This is a genomic window from Pseudoalteromonas phenolica, from assembly GCF_044788725.1.
Classification (GTDB): domain Bacteria; phylum Pseudomonadota; class Gammaproteobacteria; order Enterobacterales; family Alteromonadaceae; genus Pseudoalteromonas; species Pseudoalteromonas phenolica_C.
In genome coordinates, this window is sequence record NZ_CP173162.1 from 140,953 (window position 1) to 166,403 (window position 25,451).

The 25,451-nt window shown below is 37.5% G+C and carries 36 protein-coding genes; 33 read left to right on the top strand and 3 right to left on the bottom strand.

Going from position 1 to position 25,451, the window contains the following annotated elements; all coding sequences use genetic code 11:
- Positions 1-317 precede the first annotated feature (317 nt).
- From ACH784_RS18225 to ACH784_RS18375, 31 genes are all read left to right on the top strand, one after another.
- The gene (locus ACH784_RS18225) at positions 318-1,163 is read left to right on the top strand and encodes a hypothetical protein (RefSeq protein ID WP_404396260.1); all 846 of its coding nucleotides are present in this window, start codon (positions 318-320) and stop codon (positions 1,161-1,163) included.
- A 151-nt stretch (positions 1,164-1,314) separates the two neighbouring features.
- A complete protein-coding gene (locus tag ACH784_RS18230; RefSeq protein WP_404396263.1) occupies positions 1,315-1,539 on the top strand; it encodes a hypothetical protein in 225 nt (74 codons plus the stop codon).
- Between the two features lie 624 nt (positions 1,540-2,163).
- Positions 2,164-2,409 carry a hypothetical protein gene (locus ACH784_RS18235; RefSeq protein ID WP_404396266.1) on the top strand — a complete coding sequence of 82 codons (246 nt, stop codon included), beginning with the start codon at positions 2,164-2,166 and terminating at the stop codon, positions 2,407-2,409.
- A 2-nt stretch (positions 2,410-2,411) separates the two neighbouring features.
- Positions 2,412-2,897 carry a PIN domain-containing protein gene (locus ACH784_RS18240; protein WP_404396269.1) on the top strand — a complete coding sequence of 162 codons (486 nt, stop codon included), beginning with the start codon at positions 2,412-2,414 and terminating at the stop codon, positions 2,895-2,897.
- Between the two features lie 111 nt (positions 2,898-3,008).
- Positions 3,009-3,536: a hypothetical protein gene (locus tag ACH784_RS18245; protein WP_404396270.1), complete on the top strand. Its 528-nt coding sequence runs from the start codon at positions 3,009-3,011 to the stop codon at positions 3,534-3,536.
- A gap of 161 nt (positions 3,537-3,697) precedes the next feature.
- Positions 3,698-4,006, top strand: coding sequence for a transposase (locus ACH784_RS18250; protein ID WP_404396223.1), 309 nt, complete (start codon positions 3,698-3,700; stop codon positions 4,004-4,006).
- A complete protein-coding gene (locus ACH784_RS18255) occupies positions 4,003-4,869 on the top strand; it encodes an IS3 family transposase (protein WP_404396226.1) in 867 nt (288 codons plus the stop codon). The genes ACH784_RS18250 and ACH784_RS18255 overlap by 4 nt, the downstream gene beginning before the upstream one ends.
- Before the next feature lie 138 nt (positions 4,870-5,007).
- On the top strand, positions 5,008-5,370 hold the full coding sequence (locus ACH784_RS18260; RefSeq protein ID WP_404396273.1) for a hypothetical protein: 363 nt from the start codon (positions 5,008-5,010) through the stop codon (positions 5,368-5,370).
- 119 nt (positions 5,371-5,489) lie between these two features.
- Positions 5,490-6,053 (top strand): hypothetical protein, encoded by a 564-nt coding sequence (locus tag ACH784_RS18265; protein WP_237126965.1) that lies wholly within the window; start codon positions 5,490-5,492, stop codon positions 6,051-6,053.
- Positions 6,053-6,628, top strand: coding sequence for a hypothetical protein (locus ACH784_RS18270; protein ID WP_404396275.1), 576 nt, complete (start codon positions 6,053-6,055; stop codon positions 6,626-6,628). Before ACH784_RS18265 ends, ACH784_RS18270 begins: the two co-directional genes overlap by 1 nt.
- Before the next feature lie 398 nt (positions 6,629-7,026).
- On the top strand, positions 7,027-7,284 hold the full coding sequence (locus ACH784_RS18275; RefSeq protein ID WP_404396277.1) for a hypothetical protein: 258 nt from the start codon (positions 7,027-7,029) through the stop codon (positions 7,282-7,284).
- Positions 7,285-7,403: 119 nt separating this feature from the next.
- Positions 7,404-7,655 (top strand): hypothetical protein, encoded by a 252-nt coding sequence (locus tag ACH784_RS18280; RefSeq protein WP_404396280.1) that lies wholly within the window; start codon positions 7,404-7,406, stop codon positions 7,653-7,655.
- A gap of 140 nt (positions 7,656-7,795) precedes the next feature.
- Positions 7,796-8,341, top strand: a complete 546-nt coding sequence (locus tag ACH784_RS18285) for a hypothetical protein (RefSeq protein ID WP_404396282.1) — start codon at positions 7,796-7,798, stop codon at positions 8,339-8,341.
- A 452-nt stretch (positions 8,342-8,793) separates the two neighbouring features.
- A complete protein-coding gene (locus ACH784_RS18290; RefSeq protein ID WP_404396285.1) occupies positions 8,794-9,642 on the top strand; it encodes a hypothetical protein in 849 nt (282 codons plus the stop codon).
- Between the two features lie 120 nt (positions 9,643-9,762).
- Positions 9,763-10,380, top strand: coding sequence for a hypothetical protein (locus ACH784_RS18295; protein WP_404396288.1), 618 nt, complete (start codon positions 9,763-9,765; stop codon positions 10,378-10,380).
- Between the two features lie 90 nt (positions 10,381-10,470).
- The gene (locus tag ACH784_RS18300) at positions 10,471-10,869 is read left to right on the top strand and encodes a hypothetical protein (RefSeq protein ID WP_404396289.1); all 399 of its coding nucleotides are present in this window, start codon (positions 10,471-10,473) and stop codon (positions 10,867-10,869) included.
- A gap of 106 nt (positions 10,870-10,975) precedes the next feature.
- Positions 10,976-11,356 (top strand): hypothetical protein, encoded by a 381-nt coding sequence (locus tag ACH784_RS18305; protein ID WP_404396292.1) that lies wholly within the window; start codon positions 10,976-10,978, stop codon positions 11,354-11,356.
- 120 nt (positions 11,357-11,476) lie between these two features.
- Complete coding sequence (locus ACH784_RS18310) at positions 11,477-11,701, top strand: hypothetical protein (RefSeq protein WP_404396263.1); 225 nt, start codon at positions 11,477-11,479, stop codon at positions 11,699-11,701.
- A gap of 118 nt (positions 11,702-11,819) precedes the next feature.
- On the top strand, positions 11,820-12,791 hold the full coding sequence (locus ACH784_RS18315) for a hypothetical protein (RefSeq protein ID WP_404396295.1): 972 nt from the start codon (positions 11,820-11,822) through the stop codon (positions 12,789-12,791).
- 545 nt (positions 12,792-13,336) lie between these two features.
- Positions 13,337-13,936, top strand: a complete 600-nt coding sequence (locus tag ACH784_RS18320; protein ID WP_404396298.1) for a hypothetical protein — start codon at positions 13,337-13,339, stop codon at positions 13,934-13,936.
- A 457-nt stretch (positions 13,937-14,393) separates the two neighbouring features.
- Complete coding sequence (locus tag ACH784_RS18325) at positions 14,394-15,194, top strand: acyltransferase (protein WP_404396300.1); 801 nt, start codon at positions 14,394-14,396, stop codon at positions 15,192-15,194.
- 312 nt (positions 15,195-15,506) lie between these two features.
- Entirely contained in the window at positions 15,507-15,977 is a 471-nt protein-coding gene (locus ACH784_RS18330) for a hypothetical protein (RefSeq protein WP_404396302.1), read from the top strand.
- 122 nt (positions 15,978-16,099) lie between these two features.
- Positions 16,100-16,588, top strand: a complete 489-nt coding sequence (locus ACH784_RS18335; RefSeq protein ID WP_404396304.1) for an AAA family ATPase — start codon at positions 16,100-16,102, stop codon at positions 16,586-16,588.
- Between the two features lie 135 nt (positions 16,589-16,723).
- A complete protein-coding gene (locus ACH784_RS18340) occupies positions 16,724-17,224 on the top strand; it encodes a hypothetical protein (protein ID WP_404396307.1) in 501 nt (166 codons plus the stop codon).
- 104 nt (positions 17,225-17,328) lie between these two features.
- Positions 17,329-17,844 carry a hypothetical protein gene (locus ACH784_RS18345; RefSeq protein WP_404396310.1) on the top strand — a complete coding sequence of 172 codons (516 nt, stop codon included), beginning with the start codon at positions 17,329-17,331 and terminating at the stop codon, positions 17,842-17,844.
- 98 nt (positions 17,845-17,942) lie between these two features.
- Positions 17,943-18,368: a VOC family protein gene (locus ACH784_RS18350; RefSeq protein WP_404396312.1), complete on the top strand. Its 426-nt coding sequence runs from the start codon at positions 17,943-17,945 to the stop codon at positions 18,366-18,368.
- Positions 18,369-18,516: 148 nt separating this feature from the next.
- A complete protein-coding gene (locus ACH784_RS18355; RefSeq protein ID WP_404396315.1) occupies positions 18,517-18,759 on the top strand; it encodes a hypothetical protein in 243 nt (80 codons plus the stop codon).
- A 97-nt stretch (positions 18,760-18,856) separates the two neighbouring features.
- Positions 18,857-19,315 carry a hypothetical protein gene (locus ACH784_RS18360; protein ID WP_404396317.1) on the top strand — a complete coding sequence of 153 codons (459 nt, stop codon included), beginning with the start codon at positions 18,857-18,859 and terminating at the stop codon, positions 19,313-19,315.
- Between the two features lie 177 nt (positions 19,316-19,492).
- On the top strand, positions 19,493-19,945 hold the full coding sequence (locus ACH784_RS18365) for an FxLYD domain-containing protein (protein WP_404396318.1): 453 nt from the start codon (positions 19,493-19,495) through the stop codon (positions 19,943-19,945).
- A gap of 260 nt (positions 19,946-20,205) precedes the next feature.
- Positions 20,206-20,715 carry an AAA family ATPase gene (locus tag ACH784_RS18370; RefSeq protein WP_404396320.1) on the top strand — a complete coding sequence of 170 codons (510 nt, stop codon included), beginning with the start codon at positions 20,206-20,208 and terminating at the stop codon, positions 20,713-20,715.
- Between the two features lie 371 nt (positions 20,716-21,086).
- Positions 21,087-21,608, top strand: coding sequence for a hypothetical protein (locus ACH784_RS18375; protein ID WP_404396322.1), 522 nt, complete (start codon positions 21,087-21,089; stop codon positions 21,606-21,608).
- A 221-nt stretch (positions 21,609-21,829) separates the two neighbouring features.
- On the opposite strand, the gene ACH784_RS18380 is transcribed toward ACH784_RS18375, so the two are convergent.
- From ACH784_RS18380 to ACH784_RS18390, 3 genes are all read right to left on the bottom strand, one after another.
- The gene (locus ACH784_RS18380; protein WP_404396325.1) at positions 21,830-22,468 is read right to left on the bottom strand and encodes a 2OG-Fe(II) oxygenase; all 639 of its coding nucleotides are present in this window, start codon (positions 22,466-22,468) and stop codon (positions 21,830-21,832) included.
- A 102-nt stretch (positions 22,469-22,570) separates the two neighbouring features.
- Positions 22,571-23,020 (bottom strand): low molecular weight protein-tyrosine-phosphatase, encoded by a 450-nt coding sequence (locus tag ACH784_RS18385; protein ID WP_404396973.1) that lies wholly within the window; start codon positions 23,018-23,020, stop codon positions 22,571-22,573.
- Between the two features lie 37 nt (positions 23,021-23,057).
- Positions 23,058-23,609, bottom strand: coding sequence for a TetR/AcrR family transcriptional regulator (locus ACH784_RS18390; RefSeq protein WP_404396327.1), 552 nt, complete (start codon positions 23,607-23,609; stop codon positions 23,058-23,060).
- A gap of 86 nt (positions 23,610-23,695) precedes the next feature.
- On the opposite strand from ACH784_RS18390, the gene ACH784_RS18395 reads away from it, so the two are divergent.
- Both ACH784_RS18395 and arsB read left to right on the top strand, forming a co-directional pair.
- On the top strand, positions 23,696-24,232 hold the full coding sequence (locus ACH784_RS18395; RefSeq protein ID WP_404396330.1) for a dihydrofolate reductase family protein: 537 nt from the start codon (positions 23,696-23,698) through the stop codon (positions 24,230-24,232).
- 136 nt (positions 24,233-24,368) lie between these two features.
- On the top strand, positions 24,369-25,382 hold the full coding sequence (arsB, locus tag ACH784_RS18400) for an ACR3 family arsenite efflux transporter (RefSeq protein WP_404396331.1): 1,014 nt from the start codon (positions 24,369-24,371) through the stop codon (positions 25,380-25,382).
- Positions 25,383-25,451 lie beyond the last annotated feature (69 nt).

The window sequence follows — 25,451 nt, forward strand, 5'->3', positions numbered from 1 at the left end:
ATCAAGTTTTAAGTTGGTCTTGGCTTTTCGTTTTTCAATTTAAGCTGTGACCAGAATCATCATTCACCAGTCGAGCGCTTCTTTGCAATTTTAGGTTTGGTGAATGTTTTTATAAATAAAAGTTTAGCTCCTTGGTGCAGGCGCAAGCGCTTTGAAAATGGTGTGTCAACGCATAACAAGGCGCTCAACTAGGACAAAATTAAATAAGCTCGTCGCTTCGCTCGATTTTAGCTTATTCAATTTTGCCTGTTAGCTAAGCGTTATGAGTTCTTAAAGGCTTGCGCTTAAAATTCATATTTAAAAGAAGGATTTATATATTGGAAACTCCAAAAAGATTACAACCTCTCACAGAAACGTTGAGGCGTTTATATTCATTATCTGGTAATCAGTGTGCTTTTCCTGGATGTAACCATCCGATGTTTAACAATGATGGTAATTTTGTAGGGCAAATATGCCATATAGAGGCAGCTCTACCTGGGGGAGAACGCTTTAATCCAAATATGACGAATGAATCTCGTCGTGCTTTCGAAAACTTGATGCTTATGTGTTATGACCATCATATTGAGACAGATAAGGTTCAAATGTATCCAGTATGGAAAATGCAAGAGATTAAGAGACAGCATGAAGAGATATACTCGAATATAGACCGATTTATTAATCAGATGCAATCATCACTTACAGATGTAACGTCTTCAATTTCAGTTCCTACGATTCAGTCTTTAGCTAATTTATACATTGAGTTATATGGGGTAGATAATCGTGAACCTGAACATATCGAAGAAGATGTTAATGCATTTAACTTGGCGATCTCTAAATTATCAGCTTTTTCTCCAGATGCTAAAAAATTGTTTGCTTTATCTCTTTCCAGAGCTCAGTACGAACAGGGTGTTTATGGTCAAAGCACAGAAAATATATTTGTAGATCCATATGAAATGGAGAGAATTACACAAGTTAATCCTAATTATTTGTTTCAAGTCTTTCAAGAAATAGAAAGAGCAGGCTTTTTATCCTTAGATCAAGAATATAATGGGCAAAGTGTATTTTGGATTTGTTTACAAGGTACAGAGGCAAACCTTTGGGAAATGATTAGGCAATTTTGCAATAAAAGGTCTCTGGATATTGTAACTATGGTTTCCAATTTAAACTTTGCAGCCATTGACTAATGAACTCATAACAAAGCATTCAAGAGTGATTCCCAACGCTTGGCATTTTTCATTCCATCGTTGGGTTTTGTGTTTACGGTGGAGCGGTTGGGTTTCGTGGTAGCGTTGCTCACACCTTAATGCGGCGTTATATGCAAAAGGAGAGTTAAGCATGAATATCAATGCAACACTAATTGGAGAGATAATATTTATCTCTGTAATTGTTATTGGCATCTTAAGTTATTATTTAGGAAAACGTAAAACTAACACACCTATAATAGCCACTTTAATTGGCTTTTTATTATCATTTATCCCTCCACTAGGTTTGATTTACCTTGCCATTTTGGTTTTAAAAAACGATATTAATCAGAATAATACAGGTGATAGTGTGGTGTAATTTGCATATAACAAAGCGCTAAACTAGGACAAAATTAAATAAGCTCATCGCTTCGCTTGATTTTAGCTTATTTAATTTTGCCTGTTAGCTAAGCGTTATATGCCTATGATATTTTTGAACCGTTCTATAGCTTTAGTGTTTCTTCTTATAAGCTTTATCATGTTATACGGTGTAGGTGAGCGATTTTTAAGTGCGTTATGGATGCTCTATAAATTTTATGGGAGCAATGGAGAAGGGATTTCACTTGGTGTTTCAATGACACTTATTACTTACCTCGTCTCATTTGGTTTAATAGCTGTTTCAAGGGTTATGTACACTAAATCTGGTGATAAGGTTGCTTTATCACTAACCAGAGTAACTAGCTACATAGTCTGGTCTGGGCTAATGCTTTTAACTATTTTGCTTGTTACACCACTAGCTCACCTTTATTCGAGATAGCGGCATATAACAAATTAATTAAACAGTGGACGCAAAACAGCAGGCTTGCGCTCATTCTTCGCTTAGTTTAGCCTGCTATTTTCCGCCGTTTATTAAGGCGTTAGGCAACTATTTGCAGTTAGCATATTGTTCTACTTCAGGGCATTAACATATAATTTAGAAAATTAATTCTTTTTAGGAAATATGATGGATATTACAGCAGCACAAGCAACTAAAGCAGCAGCAGATTACTACAAATCATTAAGTGAAGAAATGGTTCAATTGAGTGTTGAAGAAATTGAGAAGGATAATACTGAAAATGTATGGCTAATAACCTTGGGCATAGCTGAAATGACCTACGCCATAAATAAACCTAAAAATAAAGAGTACAAAATTTTTAAGGTTGAAGTCGAAACTGGTGAAGTGATTTCTATGAAGATTAGAACTATATAATAATGCTCGAAGAACTTCTTAGGCAATATGGTAAACAGGGTGTTTTACTAGATACAAATTTATTAGTAATGTATTTAATTGGTACATATGATAAATCACTTGTTCCAAAATTTAAGCGCACATCAATGTACACTGTTGAAGATTTCGAGTGGCTTGAATCATACGTATCCAGATTTTCAAAAATCATTGTAACACCACAGGTTATGGCTGAGACTTGGAACTTTGTAGAAAAACTAGGTAAAGAAATTGATCAATTCTTAGATAAAGTCCTACCCACATTGTTTTTGTTCGATGAAGAGTACATAAGCAAAGAAACAGTACTAAGTGCAAACGGTTTTAACTATGTAGGAGTGACAGATATGTCAGTTATACAGGCCGGTGTTAGTCTAAGCTGCTTAGTAATTACTGATGACTTTCGTGCTTATAGTCACTTTTGCCAATTTAGTGTTCCTACCATAAACATTAACCATCTGAGAGAAGTTGCCTAACAAGTGCCTAAACCAAAGGACACAAAACAGCAGGCTTGCGCTCCTTCGTCGCTAATTTTAGCCTGCTATTTCGCGCCGGTTAGGCAAGCGTTATGTTGCAAGGAAAGTATCGTGCAATGGAGTAAATTGAAGAAGAATATCGAAAGCTTTTTTGCTGATTCTGTGAAAGGAAGAGTTGAACTAAGAAGTGTAAGGTATAACAAAACTCACGATAATGAAGGTCGTGGATATATCACTATTGATAAAGAAGAAATAGCCAGCTTTTGTACGATTTCAACTTGGAATAAAGAATATGAAATAGCTACAGAGCTTCGTAACATATCAGGGTCAACTGATTTTAGAAATCCAGAACACCAAGTAGAATATTATCAAGCCTATGAACAAGCTGATGACATAACTAAAAAGCAAGGACTGCACTCGCAATACGATTTCTATAACTCATTAAACGAATATCTAAGCTTATCAATAGATGAAGCGCTTGAATCTAACAATGACCTTATTAAGGCACTAACAATTCTAGATCGTAGGCTAGGTAAAAGAAGAGTTGCTCAACTAAAAGGGCATTATTCTCATCCTGAGTTCTTAAGCAAACTATTCCAGTTTCGTTGTAAAGTAGATAATGTAAGAATTGCAACATAACAAATTAATTAAACAATGGACGCAAAACAGCAGGCTTGCGCTCATTCTTCGCTTAGTTTAGCCTGCTATTTTTCGCCGTTTATTAAGGCGTTATATTGCCGAGTTACCCACAAAATGTAGACACCCTCTATAGTTATATTTAACAGAGATTGAGGTGTCACATGGCTCATAAAAAACATCAACATTACACAGAAGAATTCCGCAAAGAAGCTGTTAAACGCTCAGAGAAACCAGGTGTAACACAGGCCCAAGTTGCCAAGGAACTCGGTATCAGTGCGCAGCAAATATCCAACTGGAAACGGCAATTTAAACGACTCTCAGATAAACAGTTTAATACCTTGGATGGCGTAGACTACTCCAAACAAGAAAGTGAAGAGTTGCGTCGTCTTCGCAGAGAAAATAAGCGTTTAAAAGATGAAATGGAGTTTTTAAAAAAGGTCTCTGCGTACTTCGCGAAAAACCAAGAGTGAAGTACGCACTCATGATGGAATACTTGGCTCAATATAGTATCCAACTTATGTGCCGGGTACTTGGTGTTCACCGTTCAGGCTTTTATCGCTGGCGATTACAGCCGACAAGTATACGGTCAAAGCGTCGTGACGCCATTACATCACTAGTCAAAGATACCTTTGAAGAATTCGAAGCAGCTTATGGTGCACCGAGAATAACGCAAGAATTGAATGCTTTGGGTCATCGCTGCTCAGTAAATTACATTGCCAAGATAATGAGTGAGCAAGGCATAGTTGCACGTAACGGTAAGGCATTTAACTATGGTAGCCATACGTTAACGATGCACAATGTTGCAGACAATTTGCTGTGGCGAGACTTTACCACAACGGGTCCAAATCAAAAGTGGGTGACGGATATCACTTATGTGTGGGTACACAAGCGATGGCTTTATTTGGCGACAGTGATGGACTTGTATTCCCGTAAGATAATAGGTTGGAGCTTAGATGTGAATATGACAGAGCAACTTATTACGCAAGCGATGAAAATGGCGACGGCGGCAAGAGGTGTAGCACCTGGGCTCATTATTCACTCAGACAGAGGCTCTCAATATAGGTCAACAAACTACGTCAATTACCTTGAAAGGTTAGGTGTAAAGCGAAGTATGAGTAGAAAAGGAAACTGCTGGGATAATGCGGTAATGGAGTCTTTCTATGCGAGGTTGAAAGTTGAATTAATCTACGCGAAGAATTATCAGTCGATTGCGGAAGCACGTTCAGGTATATTTGGGTACATAGAGATATTTTATAACCGCAAAAGAAGGCATTCAGCAAACGACGGGTTGAGTCCGGTCGAGTTTGAAGAACGAGCGGTAAAGGCTGCATAGTTAGGTGTCTATTTTTTGTGGGTAACACCAATTGCAATCAAATATGAAGTATAAATGTCCAAATTGCGATAAGACTATTTTCAATCGAAGATTATCGCATTGTGAGTTTTGTAATTTTGAGCTACCACGAGAGCTTTTGTGAGTAATGCCGAAAAAATAAAGCTGGATAATGAATATAAAGCAGCTCAATTAAATACATCTAGGCAAAGGTTAAGTAAAGATGTTGGGTATTCGGGAGTTACTGAAACAAACGAAGTTAGCTTTCTGCTCGGAGAGCCGAGCCTTCGTGCTAGAGCTCCCAGAAAATGTATTAAATGTAGTTTTCCTGTGTCAGAAGACTTTGAAGAGTGCCCGTATTGTTTTGGCAAGAACAAAAGTGAAGTGAACAAGGTAAAGGTAACTTACCAACAAGAAATGAAATCGGTTCAAGGGTTAAGTAAATACTTTCTTGTTGCTTTTGTAATCGTCGCTTTAATTATGTTTGGTGCATTTGCAATATAACAAATTAATTAAACCGTGGACGCAAAACAGTAGGCTTGCGCTCCTTCGTCGCTTATTTTAGCCTACTATTTTTCGCCGTTTATTAAGGCGTTAGCATTACAGGAGAATTTGTCATCACAGTGCATTCCTATTGGCCTTATTATTTTTCTCTTGAGGCGGATGTAGAAAAGTTATCTCGTTATGTAGAGTTTACGGAGAGTAACTTCTCTACATATTCAATAGAGATGGTACGATTATATCTTTCTATTTGCTCAGAAATTGATGTTGTATTAAAAGAGTTGTGTAAGGAAATATCACCAGAATTAAGTGCTAAAAATATTAATAATTATAGGCAGATTATTTCAGATGAATTAAAGGATTTTAACGGTCAAGCAGCTATTTGTTATAAATATGGGCTAAGTTTTATTCCGTGGAAATCATGGGAAGAAAATATCTCCCCTGACTGGTGGAGTAACCACAACAAGGTCAAGCATCAGCGAAATGAATTTTATAATAAAGCTAATTTGAAAAACGTTTTAGAGTCATTAGCAGCTCTATATCTTGTTAATATTTACCTGGAATTTGTTAAAGACAAAAAGCTCAGTCATGGTTTTACTTTTTCAATAATAGATACAATACCTAAAATTCCAGTTCAGTTAGAAATGTTCAGAGTAAATAATTTATTCGCCTATATACGCGAGTAATGCTAACAAAGCAATTAAAAATCGGACACAAAACAGCAGGCTGTGTCCGCTACGCTCCCAATTTTAGCCTGCTATTTTGTGCCGTTTATTGTGGCGTTAGGTTGCAGGGGAAAATGCAGCGTAAAATATTCATTAAAGAATCTTTCAAGGGGGCTATACTCTTAGCAATTTGCTTAAGCTCTGTTCCGATAATCAATCAGGGGTCGTTAATTTGGATTCCGCTAATTTTTGCGGGCATGGTTTTCTACTTTTTAATAATTGGTGTTCCAACTCTTATAGTTTGGCATTTCATTTTTCAAAAATACAAAGAAAAAAGCTGTTCTCAATTAACGAAATCTGGTTTTTATACCTTGATTTTATTTGTTGCATTTATCTATTTGTTTGAACTACTTTTATCTCAATTTGTAAAATTTAGTGAGTATGGACCAGGCTCTGTATTATCTTTTTTACTAGTTGCATTGCCTGGGTACTTTATTAGTTGTGTGTTTATTGGGTTTAAACTGCAAAAGCAACCTAACAAAGTCGTCAACGCGGACAAAAAACTGTTGGCTGTTACGCTTCGCTTCACATTTTAGCCAACAATTTTTTGCCGGTTACAACGGCGTTATGCGTCACTTTAAATTGCTGTCTTTACAACGGTTTTTACTTCAAGCCTTTTCTTCAAATCAGCTTTTAGGTACAGTGGCGTAATTAAGTTTTAATTTGGTCTTAGCTATTCGTTTTTCAATTTAAGCTGTGACCAGAATCATCATTCACCAGTCGAACGCTTCTTTGCAATTTTTGGTTTGGTGAGTGTTTTTTAGTTTAAAGTTTGGCTTATTAGTGCAGGCGCAAGCGCTTCTAAGTTTGTGTGTCAACGCATAACAAGGTCGTCAACGCGGACAAAAAACTGTTGGCTGTTACGCTTCGCTTCACATTTTAGCCAACAATTTTTTGCCGGTTACAACGGCGTTAGGTACACATGGATAGAAGTGTGAAAAACGATAATATTGTGCAAGTAGCCACAGATCTTAAAAATCTTATTTCGGAGGCAAAAATAGAGTTTCCAGCATCTGCTGAGTCACTCGAACAGATTACTCCTTTCGTAAATAATGCTTTATCTGATTCGCCATTTACACCACAACGATTACGTTTTGATCATCTATTTATCGAAAGTGAATTAGCAAAGAATAAAGAGCTAGCTGATTTGTATTCCAAATTTGCTAACCTATGCGAGGGCTTGGAGGTATAGTGTACCTAACAAGCTGTTTAAGCGCGGGACTGCTAAAGTTTGGCTCGGTTTCGCTACGCTACACATTTTAGCCAAACATTATCAGCCCCTTAACAGGGCGTTAGGTATACGGAGATAGCATGGACGATTTCGATTGGATTGATAGCCCATCAGAAGGACGACTTCATTCAGCAATTTATAATTGTACCGAATGCTCCAAAAAAGTAGCGTATGGCGATAATTTTTGTAGGCACTGTGGTGTTAAATTCACTCCAGCAATGTGCGCTCATATGAAAAAGAACCTAAAAATACTGGGTAAAGATAATTTCTGGCATTTAGCTTTAATAATGTTAGTAGTATTGGTTATTATTTTAGGTACAGTTCTAGGTTAGGCTTGGCTTAAAGTATACCTAACAAGTAACTAAAGCGGGACAAAATACAGTTGGCTGTTTTCGCTCCGCTCAATATTTTAGCCAACTGTATTATTGCCCCTTAGTTGGGCGTTAAATTTCCCTAAATTTTGGAGCACCTAATGCAAACTAAAACGTTTACCACAAAAGATAAACTTAAAAAGTGGGCAAAAAATACGGCTGGCGTGGTTCTTACATCTGTCGCATTAATGGGAGCTGCTCAAAATATAGAGTTTAGGTTTCCAACTCCTCAGGCTTTATCACATGTCATGGAGACTGCGCCAGATAAGTTTCCTGATGGTCAATATAAAGTAAGTTATTCAAAATCTGATGATATTGACATTAATGATCTAGACTATTCTAAAATGGCAATGGTCGTTTCATTTGAAGCACAGCTCGCAAATAGAAACATAAAAATCGGTGGGTTTCGTCCATTAATTGAAAAATTAGCAGACTTTACTTATTGCTGTACTATAAACAGAACAGATCCTGCTTATATCACAGCATCAATATGGGTAGTTGAGCCCACTAACCCTAGCGAACTCGAAGAGCTAAAAGAAATTTTAAAAAAGTATTCCGTATTTTACGCATTCAATGATGGTTCTGGCTTACTGACTTTAAATAACGGTAGAGTAGGCAATGGAGCAAGCCATATGTTAGAAATTTAACAAGCAATTAAACAGGGATAAAAAACTTGCGGGCTATTCGCTTCGCTCAATTTTAGCCCACAATTTTTTACCCGTTAATCGGGCGTTAGCTACCTATTGAGATTTAAGTATGTCTGATGAACCAGTGTACAAAAGGGCTTTTAAATACGCGTTGATACCTTCAAGCATGATTATCCTTCTTGTGATCTTTTCTATGCTTTCTCAAGAGGTAGTTGGTAGCAACTTAGAAATCGCATTTAGGTTTGTAGTTTCATGCTTAGGAGTTTTTATATCAATGTGGGCTTTACTTACAGGTTACTTATTTTTTAACCCTGATGCAGATAAACCTTCGCGGTAGCTAACAAGGCCGTTAAACCAGGGACACAAAACAGCAGGCTTGTGCTCCTTCGTCGCCAATTTTAGCCTGCTATTTTGTGCCGTTTACGGCAAGCGTTAAATTACAGGAGGAAACTTTGGCTAAGGGATTAAATATAAACACAGTGGATATCACTGACATTACGCTTCCATTTAAAATTGAGCCGCTCGGTGAAAAGTCAGATGCTTTGGATGACTTTTGTATCAGGACAACTGAATGGGTTAACTATATAAGCGAGGTTCTTCTATTTAGCCATATTGGGAGTAAAATGCCCATTTCTGACTATTCAGTTAAGCCTCAACTTTTTGCTCCTAGAAATCGTCATCGTAATAACTCTAACGAGCTTCCGACACCAAAAATAACGATTAAAGATAAAAACTTTGACTCGATATCTAGAAACTTATCTAGAAATCTATTCAATCACTCAGTGTCCCAATTAGCTACCAATTTTGAAATTTTCCTAAATGAGATCACAGAAGACATTCTGTGGAGAAATGTTGAACTACTTGCTAATGACCAAAAGCAGCTCAGTAACAAAGAGATTTTTGACTTAGGCGACTTAGAAGACATTAAAGATAATCTAATTCAAAGGAAAATCTTAGAGCATGCAATGAGTGCGTACCCTAAGAGGGTAGATAGTTTTCAGAAACTTTTCCATATAGGCATTCATTCTAAAAAGTCACCAGTTGAATTACCTATTGTACATGACCTTGTGGAAGTGAGAAACGTAATCCAACATAGTGATGGACACTGTTCTGAGCAATACCTTCAGCGGCTTAGCGTATATAAAGATACTAGTTATGAACAACTCCTTAAGCGTAGGTATACTCAGCCTAAAATTGATTTTCAATGGCTATTGCAACTAGGTATCGATATGGTTGGTCTCGCTGAGTTTATTGATGCTGAAGCAGATCAAAAGTGGGCAACAACACGCAACAGTGAATAGTAATTTAACAAGGCGCTCAAGCAAGGAATTTTAAAGTTTGGCTCGGCTCGTGCCTCGCCAATTTTAGCCAAACTTTAAAATCCGCTTAGCTTAGCGTTAATTTTTTTTGAATTATTGTGTATGAATAAAATTTTTACCCTTTTATTTCTCTTATTCTTGACAGGTTGTAACTCTACTTCAGAACAAGCAACTTTTGATAATTATAATGAGAAAATAGCGCTAACCCTAAAGCAGTTTGATGGTGTGATTTTAACTCCTAGAGATAAAGTTATACAGAAAAGTAGTTTGGCTATTGGCGACTCTTTGAACTTCAGTCTTTTCTCCGGCGGTAAATTAGAAAATGTGACTTATAAACTTACTAAGGTTAAAGGTGAAAATTATTACTTTGATATTTTAAATGAAGGTGTCCTCAATCCTGTTACTAGATACATGTTTAATAATGGACAAAGATTCACAAGCTATCAAAATAGTGATTACGAATTAGATAATATAGCTACTATAAGTGAGTGTTCTCCTTTTAAAACTGGTGACTGTGAATATGAGTTTTTAAAATCAAACAGAGTGTTAAAAACATCATTTAATAACGGGGTTTGGACGTATAAGCTTGTTACAAATGGAATGACCAGAAGCGTAAAAAAAGTAATTTACGAAAAAAATGGTTTACCTCTTTTTTATTCTTTTGAGAACCTTCATAGGAAAAGCTACTACTGGAGAAATAAAAATTTAACAAGCAATTAAACAGGGATAAAAAACTTGCGGGCTATTCGCTTCGCTCAATTTTAGCCCACAATTTTTTACCCGTTAATCGGACGTTAGCTGTAAATGAGCATGAATATAAACCTCCACACAAATGATGAAAGTAAGCAGTTAGAGTTTCGCAATATCAGAGATGTGGGTGCAGACACATACCAGTGCTTAGCATATGTAAAGTCTGGTTGGCTTACTTGCGAAAGGCAGTTTTTCTTTGGCAAATATTACGCTCAAGAGTTTCTAAAAAAACTAAGTGAAATGAACTTATCGTTTAATGGTGTTGCAGAGCTTAAGGCAGAATACGAAGATCAAGTTATTACTATTGGCTGCAATCAAATGGGCAAAGTTGTTGTATCTGGTGAGTTTATTGAACATTCAATGTTATCTCAATCATTCGAGTTCGGCTTTGAAACAGACCAAACGGTTCTACCTGGTCTTATTAAACAATTTACGGGGCTCCTAGAGAGTCACAGCTAACAATGCGCTAAACTAGGACAAAATTAAATAAGCTCGTCGCTTCGCTCGATTTTAGCTTATTTAATTTTGCCTGTTAGCTAAGCGTTAGCAGTATCTGGAGTTATGGATGAATGATTTAGATTTGCAGTCTTTCAATATAAAAGTAATCGGCCCCGGTCGAGAATACTTCCAACCAATAAGTTCTGAAGAGTCTGATAACTTTTCAGAAAAAGGGTTGTATCTTAGCATTACGGAAGGTTTCTCTGTTCCTGAAGTAACTCAGGTTCTTATTTCAATTGGCAGCAATGTTGTCGCTGGTTTAAGTGTTTATTATATATCTAAGTTATTTGACAAAATTTTTTCAGCAAAGGCCAAAGCTAAAAAAGAAGGCCGTGAAATTCAAATTAGTGTTTCTATTCAAGAAAAAATTCATATTAAAAATGTAGAAAGTTCAATTGAAATAGAAAAAGCTTTAGATATTGTCGTTACAAAAACCAAGCAAGAGTAAAATACTGCTAACAAGCAATTCAACAGGGATAAAAAACTTGCGGGCTATTCGCTTCGCTCAATTTTAGCCCACAATTTTTTACCCGTTAATCGGGCGTTATATGCAAAAGGAGAGTTAAGCATGAATATCAATGCAACACTAATTGGAGAGATAATATTTATCTCTGTAATTGTTATTGGCATCTTAAGTTATTATTTAGGAAAACGTAAAACTAACACACCTATAATAGCCACTTTAATTGGCTTTTTATTATCATTTATCCCTCCACTAGGTTTGATTTACCTTGCCATTTTGGTTTTAAAAAACGATATTAATCAGAATAATACAGGTGATAGTGTGGTGTAATTTGCATATAACAAAGCGCTAAACTAGGACAAAATTAAATAAGCTCATCGCTTCGCTTGATTTTAGCTTATTTAATTTTGCCTGTTAGCTAAGCGTTAGGTTCTTAGGAGAAAAGGCGATGGAACAAGATCTTATGATTTCGCTTGAAGGGTTTGCTAGTGAAACCGATGCAAATTCTTTGGGTAATGCCGTGATGAGTGCTGTTCGGGCTTTAGATAAACAGAACCAGCTTGATTTAACTGGTTTAAAGAGAATCTTGATCACTAACGATTTTGCCAGCGCACTGAAGAAAGTGACAGAGGAATATGGCCATATTTCACCTTCGTCATTTACTGACTCAAAACAAGCTACAGCTATAGCGCAGTTGGTAACGAAAGGAGCTAATGAAGAGTTTACACTTGTACTTGGGGTTGACTTCTTCTTTGAATGGTTCAACAGTGACCATAAGTGTGAGATTAGAGATGACAATATATCTGTTGTCTTACACCGAATTCATCATGAGTTAATTCATGTTCACGAAAAGAATGTTTTGACCCAATTAAATGCATCTTTTTTAATAGATGACTATGATGATGCTCTATTAATGTCAGCTACAAGATCTTGGTCAGAATATTTGGCTAACCTAAAGTCGGCGCCGTCAGCACCTGATGAAACTATTCACCTATTTCTTGAACAGCTAAATACGATAATCATGGAAGTTCCAAGTGAAATAGAGTCATTGGTCTTCAAATATAAGTGTCGCCTAGTTCTTCTTGATGAAATGTACATAGCTGTAAAAGCCAGGATTAAGCTCATTTCCAACTCGTATGCGTACGCTTTCGGATTTGTTGATGCTTTCGGTATTGACTTGGCTGGCAACTTCCCCGAACTAACTAAAAGCCTTAAGGAAAGCAAGTTATCAGATACGCTCCATGAATTGGGAATCAGCTTTAGAGTTGTGACAGAGTTATATGAACAAGGGTTGGTTGAAAGCTTTGACGCATTCGATGAGATAGTGAAGGTTATCGATAATATGTTTAAGGATTTTGGCCTAACCTTGGAGCGGACTCAGAGTGATAGTGGCGCAGGGCTATATATACATGTTGAGTGAATCATGGCCTTCAAGGGGATTTAAACCAAACTAGACCCCAAGCCGCTGTGAACAAACCTAACAAAACCATCCACCAGATGCCTTCCCGATGCGCCTTTTGTGCTTGGCGCAAGCGCCAGTTTAGCACAAAATGCACTCTGGTCAGTTACTGGTGATGGCAGCGTTATGCGTCACTTTAAATTGCTGTCTTTAAAACGGTTTTTACTTCAAGTCTTTCCTTCAAATCAGCTTTTAGGTACAGTGGCGTAATTAAGTTTTAAGTTGGTCTTGGCTTTTCGTTTTTCAATTTAAGCTGTGACCAGGAAGGTCATTCACCAGTCGAACGCTTCTTTGCAATTTCGGGTTCGGTGAATGTTTTTTAATTTAAAGTTTGGCTTATTGGTGCAGGCGCGAGCGCATTTAATTTTGTGTGTCAACGCATAACAAGGTCCTCAACGCGGCCAAAAAACTGTTGGCTGTTACGCTTCGCTTCACATTTTAGCCAACAATTTTTTGCCGGTTACAACGGCGTTAGCTATCACTTTTCGTTAGAAAAAGGAGTAACTTTGATAAGTAGTAAAGTAAAATATTTACCTTTCTCTTTGTTTTTAAGTTTGTCTGGTTGTACGGTTGTTACATACAGCGTTCCTGAAACAAGCCCCAAAGCAAATTTGACCATAAAGACGCTCTACAAAGAACCCGGTAATTTATGGGTGAATTACTATGAGGGCGATATGGTTGGATATGAGTGTTCTAGTAAAAGAGCAATTTCTCTTGCTAATTTAAACAATATTTCTCTTGTTAGCGCTTTTGCAGATAAAGGAAAGCATGTTCAAAGCGTAAATCTAGACATTGAAGCAGAGAAACCTTTCCGTATACAAATGGTCTACCCGTTCCCGACTGGAATTGAAGGTGGAAATTTAAAACTTGAATTTTGTGCGCCACACGTCTCTTTTTTGCCGAAATCTGGGATGAATTACAAAATTGTACATGGTTTTGGAGGTGATGTTTGCAATATGGAGGTTTTTGAAATTGATCAAAATAACAATGATTTTCCTGTTCAGCATAAAAAGCTTCCTATATGTTACAACCCAGCTTTTATGCAGCACATCCATGATCCTATTAGACAAAATTACTTAGATAATCCACATTTTTATGAGCAATGATAGCTAACAAGTCAAGTCAGTCGGATTCGTAACATTGGTGCGCTTTTTTCTCACCCGCTACGCGGGCAAAAAGCCCGCCAATGCTCTCACCGCTGCTTGAGGCGTTAGCAGCCAATCCATACTCGATAATCCTGCGCTAAGGTTTAAGGGCGTACGCCCAGTACTATTTTCTCAATTATTGGTTTGTTTCGATGTTCCATTTAGCTGGTGTTCAACTTACTAAAGTACAAAATCCAAACTCAAGTGTTTTCAGGTTTTATTTAATCAGTTAAAGTACTTACATAAGAATAAATTGGGTACATGTCGGCAGGTGTTTTTACTTAGGTAAAGTTTTGTCGGCTAACAATTGCCTCAACCAAAGGGACGCAAAATAGCAGGCTTGCGTTCCTTCGTCGCTAATTTTAGCCTGCTATTTTGCGCCGGTTAAGCGAGGCGTTAGCCGTAAAAAGGAAATCAAATGATTTGGTTGGATAATTCCAGAATAATCGCAATCTATGCTGTTGTTTTACTACACGTATCAGCAGGGATTGTGACAGGAAATGATGTGGGAACAGAATACTGGTGGGTCGGCAATGTGTACGATTCTGCTGTCAGGTGGTGTGTTCCTGTTTTTGTGATGATAAGTGGAGCACTATTGCTCGACCCAGCCAAACAAGAAGATTTGGCAACTTTCTATACAAAACGGCTTTCAAGGATACTAGTTCCAATTATGTTCTGGTCGGCTTTCTTTTTGGCGTGGGCGTTTTTAAAAGGAGTAATGAAAGGCAACGAGCTAACAGTAGTAGATTTGTTAAAAAAGCTACTGACCGGAAAACCTCATTATCACATGTGGTTTCTGTACATGATTATCAGTTTATATTTGTTTACGCCATTCTTTCGAAAAATCGTGACGCATTCAAGTAAAAGGGAGCTTTCGGTATTAATTTTTATCTCGTTCGTAATATCAATACTCAACTACGCCTATGGTAAGTTCTTCTCAGGTGGGTCAAAACTATTCATCAATTGGTTCCTTCTGTATATTCCATTCTTCTTTCTTGGCTACCTTATACGCCAAGATAATCGCAATCCCAAAAAAAGTATTTTGTGGCTTGTTTTTATAATTTCCATAATATTTACATTTGTTGGCTTCTACATTATGGCAATAAACTCTAGTTTGGATGTTGGTTTATATTTTTATGGCTATTTGAGTATAACTGTAATTCCCATGTCAATTAGTATTATGTATATACTAATTGACATGGAGCAAACCTCTTATTAGTGCTTATTTCACAAAACAACTCTCAACACTCACTTTAGGTATATATTTAGTTCACCCTGCAATATTGGAAACAATTAACTTCCTGCAGTATGGTGCAGGAAGTTTTCACCCAATAGCTTCCGTTCCAATAATTACCTTTGCAGTATTTGCCATGTCAGCAGGCGTGGTATATTTGATATACAGAGCTCCAATTATTAGAAGAGTTGTGTAAACTGCTAACAATCACATGCACTCGGACAGTAAAAAGCGCGGCTTGTTCCTCGCTCTGCTTTTTTCTGCCGGTGATTTGAGGCGTTAGTACTAGGAGAAATCGTGCATCCAAATAGAAATGCAATCGCATTTGGCGGCCTTGTTGCCACAGTATTATTTTTTGTAATCCTAATTGTCCTAGCGCTTTGGGCGTGGCCAAAGTACAAGGTTTATAAGCTCGAAATGAATGGTATTGCTGCTCTGAAAGAAGCTGAATGGAGTAAGCAAATTCTAATTGAAGAAGCTAAAGCTAGAGAGCAGGCCGCTTTAATGCAAGCTAAGGCTCGAGTTACTCTGGCTCAAGCGGAAGGTGAAGCGAAAATAGTCCAAGCCAAAGCTGAAGGTCAAGCTGATATCGAACGCGCAAAAGCTGCCGCTGAAGCTAATAAGATTATTGGCGAATCGCTTAAAGGTAACGAAGCTTATCTGCGTTATGTTTGGATAAAAGGGCTACAAGATGGTAATGGAGAGCGTATTTACATTCCAACAGAGGCTGGGCTCCCAATTTTAGAGGCAGGAAAAGCTGGAAAATAACGTACTTATAACAAGGCCGTTAAACCAATGACACAAAACAGCAGGCTGTGCTCCTTCGTCGCAAATTTTAGCCTGCTATTTTGTGCCGTTTACGGCAAGCGTTATGTGTATATGGAGGAAACATGGAAAATCAGGGAAAGCTGTTCTTCTTCTGTGGCAAGATGGGAGCAGGAAAATCGACTAAATCTAAGGTGGTGGCTGCTGAAAATAATGCAGTCCTAATTTCAGAAGACGATTGGTTGTCAGCTCATTATCCTTCGCAAATTCAAACATTTGACGACTACATTAAGTACTCAAACATCATTAAGCCTTTCATTAAAATTCATGTTCAAAGTTTGTTGAATGTTGGGGTTAACGTTGTGATGGACTTTCCAGCGAATACTATTAAGCAAAGAGCTTGGTTCGTGTCACTGTGTGTTGAAGTAGATAGTGAACATGAGCTTTGGTATTTAGACTTAACAGATAAGCAATGTTTATCCCAAATTGCTAAGCGCCGAGTAGAACAACCTGAAAGGGCTATGTTTGACACAGAAGCTGTATTTCATCACGTGACTCAGTATTTTGAAGCTCCAGCAGAGAGTGAAAAACTCAGTCTGGTACTTGTGGGATAATACGCATAACAAGATGGCTGTATTATCCATTCAAGCAATTCAACAGGGATAAAAAACTTGCGGGCTATTCGCTTCGCTCAATTTTAGCCCACAATTTTTTACCCGTTAATCGGTCGTTAGGTTACCTTTGTAGTTATGCGTAAGTTTTTAAATGTGAGCAAACAACGTCAAAAAGCATTGGAGAAGCAATTTCCAAAGCTGATAGATTTAGCTAAAGTTAACGAAACGAAAGAGTATACTTATTTAGCTGTCTCTATTTTTGATCATTGGCTTAATCGTGACGAAGCAATGGAGTTATTAGGTGATCTTGACGCAAGCGAAATTGTGAGAAGAGCTTCAATATTTGAGAGCTTTAATCAATTGTTATCTGAGCAAACAGAAATATTAACCTTTAGCTTTCGCGGTTTAAAAGGTGACAAACCCAAGTTTAAATCATTCCTATCAGAACATGCGCAATCTATGTATTTGCGGCAAACTGATATGGGTATGTATCAAGTTATTCTTCCTAGATTAAATGCGGTCTATTTCGAAGGTTATGACGACACAAATGTGTTTTATTTAAAAGATCTGAGTGTTAGACCCATCATTGAGTCTTATGCTGAGAAAGTAGGTCTACATTGTCTGGAGCATTGGTAACCTAACAAACGCTTTAACCAAAGGACGCAAAACAGCAGGTTTGAGCTCCTTTGTCGCTATTTTTAGCAAGTTAAGCGAGGCGTAATATTTTAAGTGGAGTCTGGATGAGAATCACCAAAATAGTTATTACAACGATAGTCCTTTTATTTTCTTGTCAATCATATAGCAATGACCTTGATATGACTGGAATATGGATAGGAGAAAATATCACTTCTACTGAGCACCGGAAGATATATACCGTCAGAAGTGAAGATGGATATTATTTCTCTCGACATGAATATTACCAAGATGGTGTTATGAAAAGGTGGTTACATAATTATGGTGTTTGGGGGCAGTGTGATAATAAATTCTGGACTGATTTTATAGTGTATGCAAGTGCTACAAGTATTAAGAGCTTACCTGATTGCAATCCGCCAAAATTTAACTATATCATTCAATCAGTCAACCAGAATAAAGCTACTTACGTAGCTGAACGTGATAGCGTCGAGTACACCATGGAAAGACGAGATAAACTGCCATTTGAGTTTTTTACTGGCAATAATGTTCTCCATAAGTTCGTTTTGGAGAAAATTGATAAATATAAACAAGAGTGTTTAAAAGAGCGATCAGAAGCTAATTAATCAGGACAAAAAACAGTTGATTTTGCTCCTGCATCGTTCACTCTAGTTAACTATTTTTAGCCGCTTGTTTGCGGCGAGTATTTTTTAAGGAGAAATTTATGAACCCTGCAATTAAAGGATTAGGAGAAACGGTACTAAGAGTGCGCGACCTAGATAGAATGAAAGAGTTCTATTCCAACATTATTGGTCTTGAACTGATTAAAGAATTTCCTAAAGTAGCCTTTTTTAAAATTGCAGATGGCTTTGGTGGCCATACTCAAGTAATCGGTTTATTTGCTGAAGAGTTACCAAGAGCATTTGTAAATGACAACATATCAACTGTTGAACCTGCATGTTCAAGTCTGCACCATTTTGCATTAGAAATTTCATCTGAAGATTATTTAACCGAGAAAACAAGGTTAGAAAATGCTGGTTGCGAAGTACAAACTGCCGAACACTCTTGGTGTCAGTGGAGATCGATATACATAAGAGATCCGGAGAAAAATGTTGTAGAGTTAGTGTGTTATGACAAGTCTGTTGTGTAAAAACATAACTAAGCACCAAACGGGACAAAATGAATAAGCTTGGTCACTTCGCTCGGTTTTAGCTTATTCAATTTTACCGGTTAACTAAGCATAATTGTTATTGAAATTATCAGTTTACTTCTTCTACTACAGAACCGCAGGGATCTTTATGCCGATAAGAAAATGGATTGCTCAATACACCATTGCTCTGCCCATTATTTTTGTTTTGTTAGCGGGCGTTCAATATCTTAAAGGGCGAAGTTTAGAGTATTCTATTGAATTCGGGATAATGTGGGCACTTATTTCAGTAACCATTTTTGCGATTAGGCGATTTTACAATTATCGCAAAAGCATTAATTGTCAGGTCTGTAATGACTTACCAAGTAACAATCAAGATTCTGATGATAAATAAATACAAAAAATGTTTATAAAAGCGTAGTAAACAGTGGCTTGTGTCGCTACTTTACTTGGTTTAGCCTGTTTTTTTATGTTGATTAGGTAAGGATCAGATGCTGATAAAGACTTTATCGCTCACTGTACTTTTACTCCTTTCTTTTAATATTTTAGCTGTAGAGCCTTGTTCAGCTGTACCTGAGGGTCAGCAGAGGCGGGATGGTGTTTGCTCACATAAAGATGCTGCACTCAGGGCTCGTCAGGTTTTTAGTTACATATTATCTTTGAAAAAATATTGTGATGAGGCGACCAGAGAAGAAATCAACAAATGGTACTTAAGTAACAAAAAGCTCATAAATAATGCAGTGATTATCAGTAAACTACCCTTGAAGGAAATTATAAATAATACTGATTCTGCGCTATGGCGATTTGAAAAAACTGAGAGAATTACAGAGTCTTGCGCTTACGTTAGGCGTAAAATACATGATGACTCACCATCCTTGTTTGGTGGTCGAGTTGGTGAATATTTGAATACTTTCGAACCAAGTGAAAGCCAAAATAAGGGAAAAGAATAACAATCACGCGCACCTTTTCAGGTATTTGGCTGGGCACTTTTTTGTTTTATGTTAGGTATAGCTTCTGGATGAAGCCATAAACAAGGTGGGTAAGTTCGAGGTGAATGAAGTCGTTTGGCTTAGCGGAAGCTATTAAGTGGAAAGATAATAAAAATAATTTTAATAAAGGAAAGATGTATGTCTTCTAAAAATTTTGAAGAAATAATTAGAGGCTTTTTTTGGGGGCTTGGTTTTGCAGTTTCGGTTATTGGGGTCGCTACTGTTTATACTTTAAAAATGGCAGCTTCGGTTGATAAAGGCTTTAAAGACAGTATAAGGCTGAATGCAATAACTTCAGTAAGTGAATTGGCACCGAGTTTTGAGGTGGCATTATCGGAGATCTTTAAAGAAAATGGTGAGGTGAAGATAACTGCTGAGTTGAAAAATATCTCGAACGAAAACCTATATGCTGTCGGTGTTGTTGCGTCTACATTTGATTCAAATGGTAAGTTTATTGGTAAATGTGTCGGCAGTGGTACAGACATAACCTTGCAGCCAAACGAAGTAAGTTATGTCGAAATTAATTGTGACTTTTTTAGAATTCAAGGGGAAAGCGTGCACTCTGTTAAGCTAAAGCCTAAGTTATTTTAATCGGCCTTTGGTAAATAATTAGACAAAGTGAAACTTATTTTTGAGTTTTAACAATATCGATTTAAGTTTAGTCTTCAACTCGGTTTTTATGTTTTCCTCAACTAATTAAAGCATATTAAATACTCTGAACAGTACAATCATCATTAGCTGTGAGTTATTTACAGCGCATGGGCTTTATTGCAAATCTCAATACTCACTTAATTAAGAGTATGTACGGGTATTAATCGTAATTTAAAATAATAATTTATAAGAATAATAATATGTTATATATTTTCGGCGGTTTGCCAGGAACAGGAAAAACAGAGCTTGCAAAAGGGTTAGCCTCTGCAATAGGAGCGGTTTATATCCGTGTTGATACTATTGAACAATCTTTAAAAGAGTGTGGATTAAGTCAACTTTACGATGAAGGTTATCGAGTCGCATTTGCGTTGGCTCTAGAGAATTTGAAAATTGGTCTTTCTGTTGTTGCTGACTCTACAAACTTGATCTCGGAGTCTCGGCAAGCTTGGGTTAACGTTGCGAAAAATGCTGCTACCACATACAAAGAAATTGAAATTGTGTGTTCTGATAAACTCGAACATCGTGAGCGCGTAGAAAATAGAATATCTGATATTCCTAATCTGAACCTTCCATCATGGCACAGTGTCGTTTCTAGAGAGTATCAACCTTGGCTGACTGTTGATATTACCCTCGATACAGCTGGTAAAACACCGTCTCAAAGTCAGCAAGCGCTCTTATCATTGTTAAATAGTTTTACCAATCTAGAATAATAGCCTCTTTATTAAGAGGATTGGAAGTAACGTGAAGAATAGGGGCTTTAGTAAGTTAGCTGGAGAGTTGAATGACGCAGTTTTGGGGCTTTTTTATGTACATATATTTCTGTTTATCTTGAATCGCAAAGCGCCGAACTGAGCAGCCTCATCGAGCAAATTGTGATACTGAGTCTGTTTTTCACCATATAACTTCAGTATATTGAGCGCCAGAAGAGCATGAAAAACTGAGTCTGGTCCGAATGTAGCAAGGGTATAAAGTTATTTAAGCGAATACTAACGTATACGAAAATATCGAAATGATAATTGTATTATTAAGTTTATACAGAATTTACCTATCTGATTATTAGCAAAGTTTACAAAGGAAAAGAATGAAAACAGGAATTTTATCAACAGCACTATTGCTGTTATCAACTCAAGCGGCTGCCGATTGTAATGAGATTTTACAAGAGCGACTCAGTCAAGACTTGACCCTATCATACAAAGAGTTTGATCAAACAAGTGATGCGGGGTTTAGGCTGTTAGTAAACTCAGCGTGTTATGCTGAAGCTGCCACTTTAATAAAGAAATATATAGATCATAATCACTCTAAAGAGAACTCTCTTTTTTGGCATTTAGCGCAAATGTATGGGTTTTCAGGTGATTATAAACAGGCGGTTTACTATGCAAAACAAGTATTAAATGAAAGTGAAGACCTCGCAGAGTCACCAATGTATTGGAACGATTTTGTTTTAGGGAATATCGCATTCTGGAATAGAGATAAATCGAAATTAAAACAGCATATTGAGAATGTCGAAAAAGGTTTAAGCTTTAAACCTAATGAAATGAATGCTCGATATCTACAGCGCTTATTGGCGAACTTTGAAAAAAGTTACGCAAAAGCACTGTTATAGTGGCAACCGTGAATAATATTCCATCATTTCGAGGGTTTAAGCCGCTCTTTACCTCAAAATAAATCTCTGATTTAAAAGGGGTGGTATTACTTAAATGAAGTACGTTCTCGGCATAAATCTGAAAGTTGTACCTGTTAAAGAAGGCGCATCGGGCAGTGAGTTCAGAAAATAATAGAACGCAATTATATGCGCTCTATTATTTTAGTTTTTAAAGCAAACAGTTATCGCGGTGGGTCAATGTGCCCGCCGATACTGTTGTTCACTCTAAACCAGCCTGCAATTGAAAACCTTGCTGATTTAGCTGGTAGAACTTCGTGAGGAAATTCATCACTTAAAAATGTGACGAATGTTCCTAAGCTTGGGGCGACACGGATAAGCTCTTTTTCGTGATCTTTTCCGTCGTAAATAACAAGCTCACCACCATCACCCGTCTGCCAATCTGGATTCAAATATAAAACGGTTGATAGCACACGATTTGTTTGACCTTTAAAGGCATCAAGGTGCTTTTTATAAAAGGCTCCAGGCTGGTAGTGCGCAAAGTGACACTCATAGCTAAATAGGCCCATAAATAGCCGTTGGTTCATGTATCCTTTGACTTCGTCCATATAGTTTAGAAAAACGGACTCAAGTTCATTCCTTTGGTCTAGCCAGTAGATTTTATCACGACGGATTGTTTTATCTGTTTGATGATCTTCTTTACGGCCAATACCTGCTTGATTAAAAGCAGAAAAGTCTAATTCGGCAAGTCTTGCTTGTAACGCAAGTACGGATGGCAAATCAAGGCTTAAAGATTGAATGCTATAACCATTATATTGCAGATCTTGGGCAATATTGCCGAATAAATTGGAGTTAGTTGTCAATCACGTTACTCGTCTAAAATTTTCAAGCTGCCTTTTATCACAGTTTTTTTAAATAGACGAGAAGAATAAAATCTTTTTGTAATGTTTGCGTCATAAGCAAAGTTAGATTGAGGCTAAAATTTTATCTGAAGCCTGCTCTATTAGGTCAAGCACCAGTTCAAACCCATCGCCTGCGCCGTAGTAAGGATCAGGTACTTCGTCGTATTCACAGTCAGCATAACTTAAAAATAGCCTGAGTTTGTGCTGATACTCAGCTGGGCAATTAGCTTGTAGGTCAGCTAGGTTTTGTTTGTCAGCGGCTAAGATCAAATCAAACTCTGTAAAATCACTTTGCTTAACTTGTCGAGAATACTGCCCTTTAAAGCTGTAGCCTCTTTTCTCACCCGCTTTTATTGAACGGCTATCGGGTTTCTCGCCACTGTGATAACCAATGGTGCCTGCAGAGTCTATGGTTAGATTTAGGCCTAATTCTTTGGCTTTATGTTTTAGTACAGCTTCACCGGTTGGTGAGCGACAAATGTTACCCATGCAAACAACTAGAATTTTTGAAATATCTGTGTTCATTGAAGCTTCTCCCTAATCAAGTTATTTATTCTAAAGCCATTGTTTTACAGATAAAAGTAACAGGTTGCTCTATCATCTCAAGGTTTAGTTCATCTCGGTTGGGGTTACACTCCATAGCAAGGGCAAAACCATGTAAATAATCAACGAGCAAATGCAGCACGGTTTGTTGTGTGTCTGTATTTAAATCTAGTGACTCAGTTATACGCTCGAAACGTGCTGCGAAGACCTCGGCTGGGCCAATCAATTTACTGCTGAGTAAGGTTTGTAAAAGCCCGCGATATTTATCAAGTATCGCTAAATAGCTTTTACTTAACTCGTAAATCTCTTGTTGCCAATGCAGTGATTGTGGGTCATGAATTTCGTTGATCAATGACACAGTGACAGCTTCGAGCAATGCATCTTTGTTTTTAAAGTAATGGTAAATGGCCATGGCATCGACATTTAATGCAGCTGCCAAAGCTCTAATGCTTGGCGGTTTGCCTTTATCAAGCATGAGTTGCTTTGCTTGGTCGATGATAATGTCTTGGCTTAACTGTTTTTGTGCAGGGCGGCCTCTTTTTGTTTGCTTGACACTCATCAAAATATCTCTAATTATATAATTAATTCTACAATGTAGAATTTTAGTCAAATTTTAAGTTTTATACAAGTTAAAGGAGGTGTGTAATGACAAACACGGTGTATATAGCAACCAGTCTCGATGGCTTTATTGCAGATAAAAACAACCAAGTAGATTGGTTACATCAAGTGCCAAATCCAACTGGCGATGACTGTGGTTTTGCTGAATTTATGCAGAACATAGACGCGTTAGTGATGGGACGAAATACATTAGAAGTGGTATTGAGTTTTGACTGTGATTGGCCGTATTCAAAGCCTGTATTTGTATTGAGTAATACGCTACAGCAAGTACCAGAAAACTTGAAAGGCAAGGTGTTTCTAGTCAAAGGTGAGTTAAAAGAGGTGGTCGAAAACTTGAATAAGCAAGGGTTCAAACACCTTTATATTGATGGCGGTAAAACCATTCAAGGCTTTTTGCAACATGATTTAATTGATGAGTTAATCATAACGACTATTCCTGTTTTACTCGGAGGCGGTATACCACTTTTTGGAGAGCTCAAAGCACCACTCAAGTTTAAACATGTGAAAGCCACACGATATTTGGATTGCCTAGTTCAAAATTATTTCATTCGCGCGGACTACTAATGTTTAAGGTAATAAATAGATATATGAAATTCCATATATCTATTTGAACTTGATTGGCTTAGAATATATGAAAATTCATATGTTCTTGTTAGGCACTGTTTGACACAAGAATGAGCCAGTTGAAAGTGAGTAAAGTATGGGGCTATTTGAGCGATATTTATCGGTTTGGGTTGGGCTAAGTATCTTAGTTGGCGTGATTACAGGTAACTTTATGCCAGACGCCTTTGCAGTCGTTGCAGGTTTAGAGTTCTTTCATGTCAATTTAGTTGTTGCTTTGCTCATTTGGGTGATGATTTTTCCTATGATGGTTCAAGTCGACTTTGCTGCCATTAAAGATGTCGGAAAAAAGCCAAAAGGGATCATTCTTACTTTGGTACTTAATTGGCTCATCAAACCTTTCACAATGGCTTTGTTAGGCTGGTTGTTTTTTAAAGTCTTTTTCGCGTCAATGGTTGACCCACAAAGTGCGAATGAATACATCGCAGGCATGATTTTATTGGGTGTTGCGCCTTGTACTGCGATGGTGTTTGTATGGAGTCAACTGACGAAAGGGGATGCAAACTATACGCTTGTTCAGGTGTCGGTGAACGACATCATCATGGCATTTGCGTTTGCGCCGATCACCGCGCTTTTGCTTGGGGTGAGTGACATTTCTGTCCCTTGGGAAACATTGATTATCTCAGTCGTGTTGTATGTTTTGATCCCATTGGCTGCAGGTTTTGTATTTCGACGCTTTTTACTGAAACAGCAGGGTGAGGCGCAGTTAAACCGCTTTTTGGTTGGTATTAAGCCTTTTTCTATTATTGGTTTGCTAGGCACAGTGGTACTACTATTTGGCTTTCAAGCAAAAACGATTATTGAACAGCCGCAAGTCATCGGCTTAATTGCTATTCCGCTACTTATTCAAACTTACGGTATTTTTGCTTTGGCTTATTGGCTTGCTAAAAAGCTGAAGTTACCTCATAACATTGCCGCCCCGGCATGTATGATCAGCACCTCTAACTTTTTTGAACTGGCAGTCGCTGTGGCTATTTCAATGTTCGGCCTGCATTCAGGCGCCGCGCTCGCAACTGTGGTGGGCGTATTGGTCGAAGTACCTGTGATGCTGAGCCTTGTTTGGTTTGCTAATAAAACACGTCATTGGTTTTAAGAAATAATGAGCACTTGGAAGTCGATTTCAGGTGCTCAGAGTCTATACTGCTTGAATAATCCTACATTC

What these genes read in the sequence shown, in the direction of transcription:
- ACH784_RS18230 (WP_404396263.1), top strand. Translation starts at nt 1,315, where the DNA reads ATGAATATCAATGCAACACTAATTGGAGAGATAATATTTATCTCTGTA.
- ACH784_RS18235 (WP_404396266.1), top strand. Translation starts at nt 2,164, where the DNA reads ATGGATATTACAGCAGCACAAGCAACTAAAGCAGCAGCAGATTACTAC.
- ACH784_RS18240 (WP_404396269.1), top strand. Translation starts at nt 2,412, where the DNA reads ATGCTCGAAGAACTTCTTAGGCAATATGGTAAACAGGGTGTTTTACTA.
- ACH784_RS18250 (WP_404396223.1), top strand. Translation starts at nt 3,698, where the DNA reads ATGGCTCATAAAAAACATCAACATTACACAGAAGAATTCCGCAAAGAA.
- ACH784_RS18270 (WP_404396275.1), top strand. Translation starts at nt 6,053, where the DNA reads ATGCTAACAAAGCAATTAAAAATCGGACACAAAACAGCAGGCTGTGTC.
- ACH784_RS18280 (WP_404396280.1), top strand. Translation starts at nt 7,404, where the DNA reads ATGGACGATTTCGATTGGATTGATAGCCCATCAGAAGGACGACTTCAT.
- ACH784_RS18285 (WP_404396282.1), top strand. Translation starts at nt 7,796, where the DNA reads ATGCAAACTAAAACGTTTACCACAAAAGATAAACTTAAAAAGTGGGCA.
- ACH784_RS18295 (WP_404396288.1), top strand. Translation starts at nt 9,763, where the DNA reads ATGAATAAAATTTTTACCCTTTTATTTCTCTTATTCTTGACAGGTTGT.
- ACH784_RS18300 (WP_404396289.1), top strand. Translation starts at nt 10,471, where the DNA reads ATGAATATAAACCTCCACACAAATGATGAAAGTAAGCAGTTAGAGTTT.
- ACH784_RS18305 (WP_404396292.1), top strand. Translation starts at nt 10,976, where the DNA reads ATGAATGATTTAGATTTGCAGTCTTTCAATATAAAAGTAATCGGCCCC.
- ACH784_RS18310 (WP_404396263.1), top strand. Translation starts at nt 11,477, where the DNA reads ATGAATATCAATGCAACACTAATTGGAGAGATAATATTTATCTCTGTA.
- ACH784_RS18315 (WP_404396295.1), top strand. Translation starts at nt 11,820, where the DNA reads ATGGAACAAGATCTTATGATTTCGCTTGAAGGGTTTGCTAGTGAAACC.
- ACH784_RS18325 (WP_404396300.1), top strand. Translation starts at nt 14,394, where the DNA reads ATGATTTGGTTGGATAATTCCAGAATAATCGCAATCTATGCTGTTGTT.
- ACH784_RS18335 (WP_404396304.1), top strand. Translation starts at nt 16,100, where the DNA reads ATGGAAAATCAGGGAAAGCTGTTCTTCTTCTGTGGCAAGATGGGAGCA.
- ACH784_RS18340 (WP_404396307.1), top strand. Translation starts at nt 16,724, where the DNA reads ATGCGTAAGTTTTTAAATGTGAGCAAACAACGTCAAAAAGCATTGGAG.
- ACH784_RS18345 (WP_404396310.1), top strand. Translation starts at nt 17,329, where the DNA reads ATGAGAATCACCAAAATAGTTATTACAACGATAGTCCTTTTATTTTCT.
- ACH784_RS18350 (WP_404396312.1), top strand. Translation starts at nt 17,943, where the DNA reads ATGAACCCTGCAATTAAAGGATTAGGAGAAACGGTACTAAGAGTGCGC.
- ACH784_RS18355 (WP_404396315.1), top strand. Translation starts at nt 18,517, where the DNA reads ATGCCGATAAGAAAATGGATTGCTCAATACACCATTGCTCTGCCCATT.
- ACH784_RS18360 (WP_404396317.1), top strand. Translation starts at nt 18,857, where the DNA reads ATGCTGATAAAGACTTTATCGCTCACTGTACTTTTACTCCTTTCTTTT.
- ACH784_RS18365 (WP_404396318.1), top strand. Translation starts at nt 19,493, where the DNA reads ATGTCTTCTAAAAATTTTGAAGAAATAATTAGAGGCTTTTTTTGGGGG.
- ACH784_RS18370 (WP_404396320.1), top strand. Translation starts at nt 20,206, where the DNA reads ATGTTATATATTTTCGGCGGTTTGCCAGGAACAGGAAAAACAGAGCTT.
- ACH784_RS18375 (WP_404396322.1), top strand. Translation starts at nt 21,087, where the DNA reads ATGAAAACAGGAATTTTATCAACAGCACTATTGCTGTTATCAACTCAA.
- ACH784_RS18390 (WP_404396327.1), bottom strand. Translation starts at nt 23,609, where the DNA reads ATGAGTGTCAAGCAAACAAAAAGAGGCCGCCCTGCACAAAAACAGTTA.
- ACH784_RS18395 (WP_404396330.1), top strand. Translation starts at nt 23,696, where the DNA reads ATGACAAACACGGTGTATATAGCAACCAGTCTCGATGGCTTTATTGCA.
- arsB (WP_404396331.1), top strand. Translation starts at nt 24,369, where the DNA reads ATGGGGCTATTTGAGCGATATTTATCGGTTTGGGTTGGGCTAAGTATC.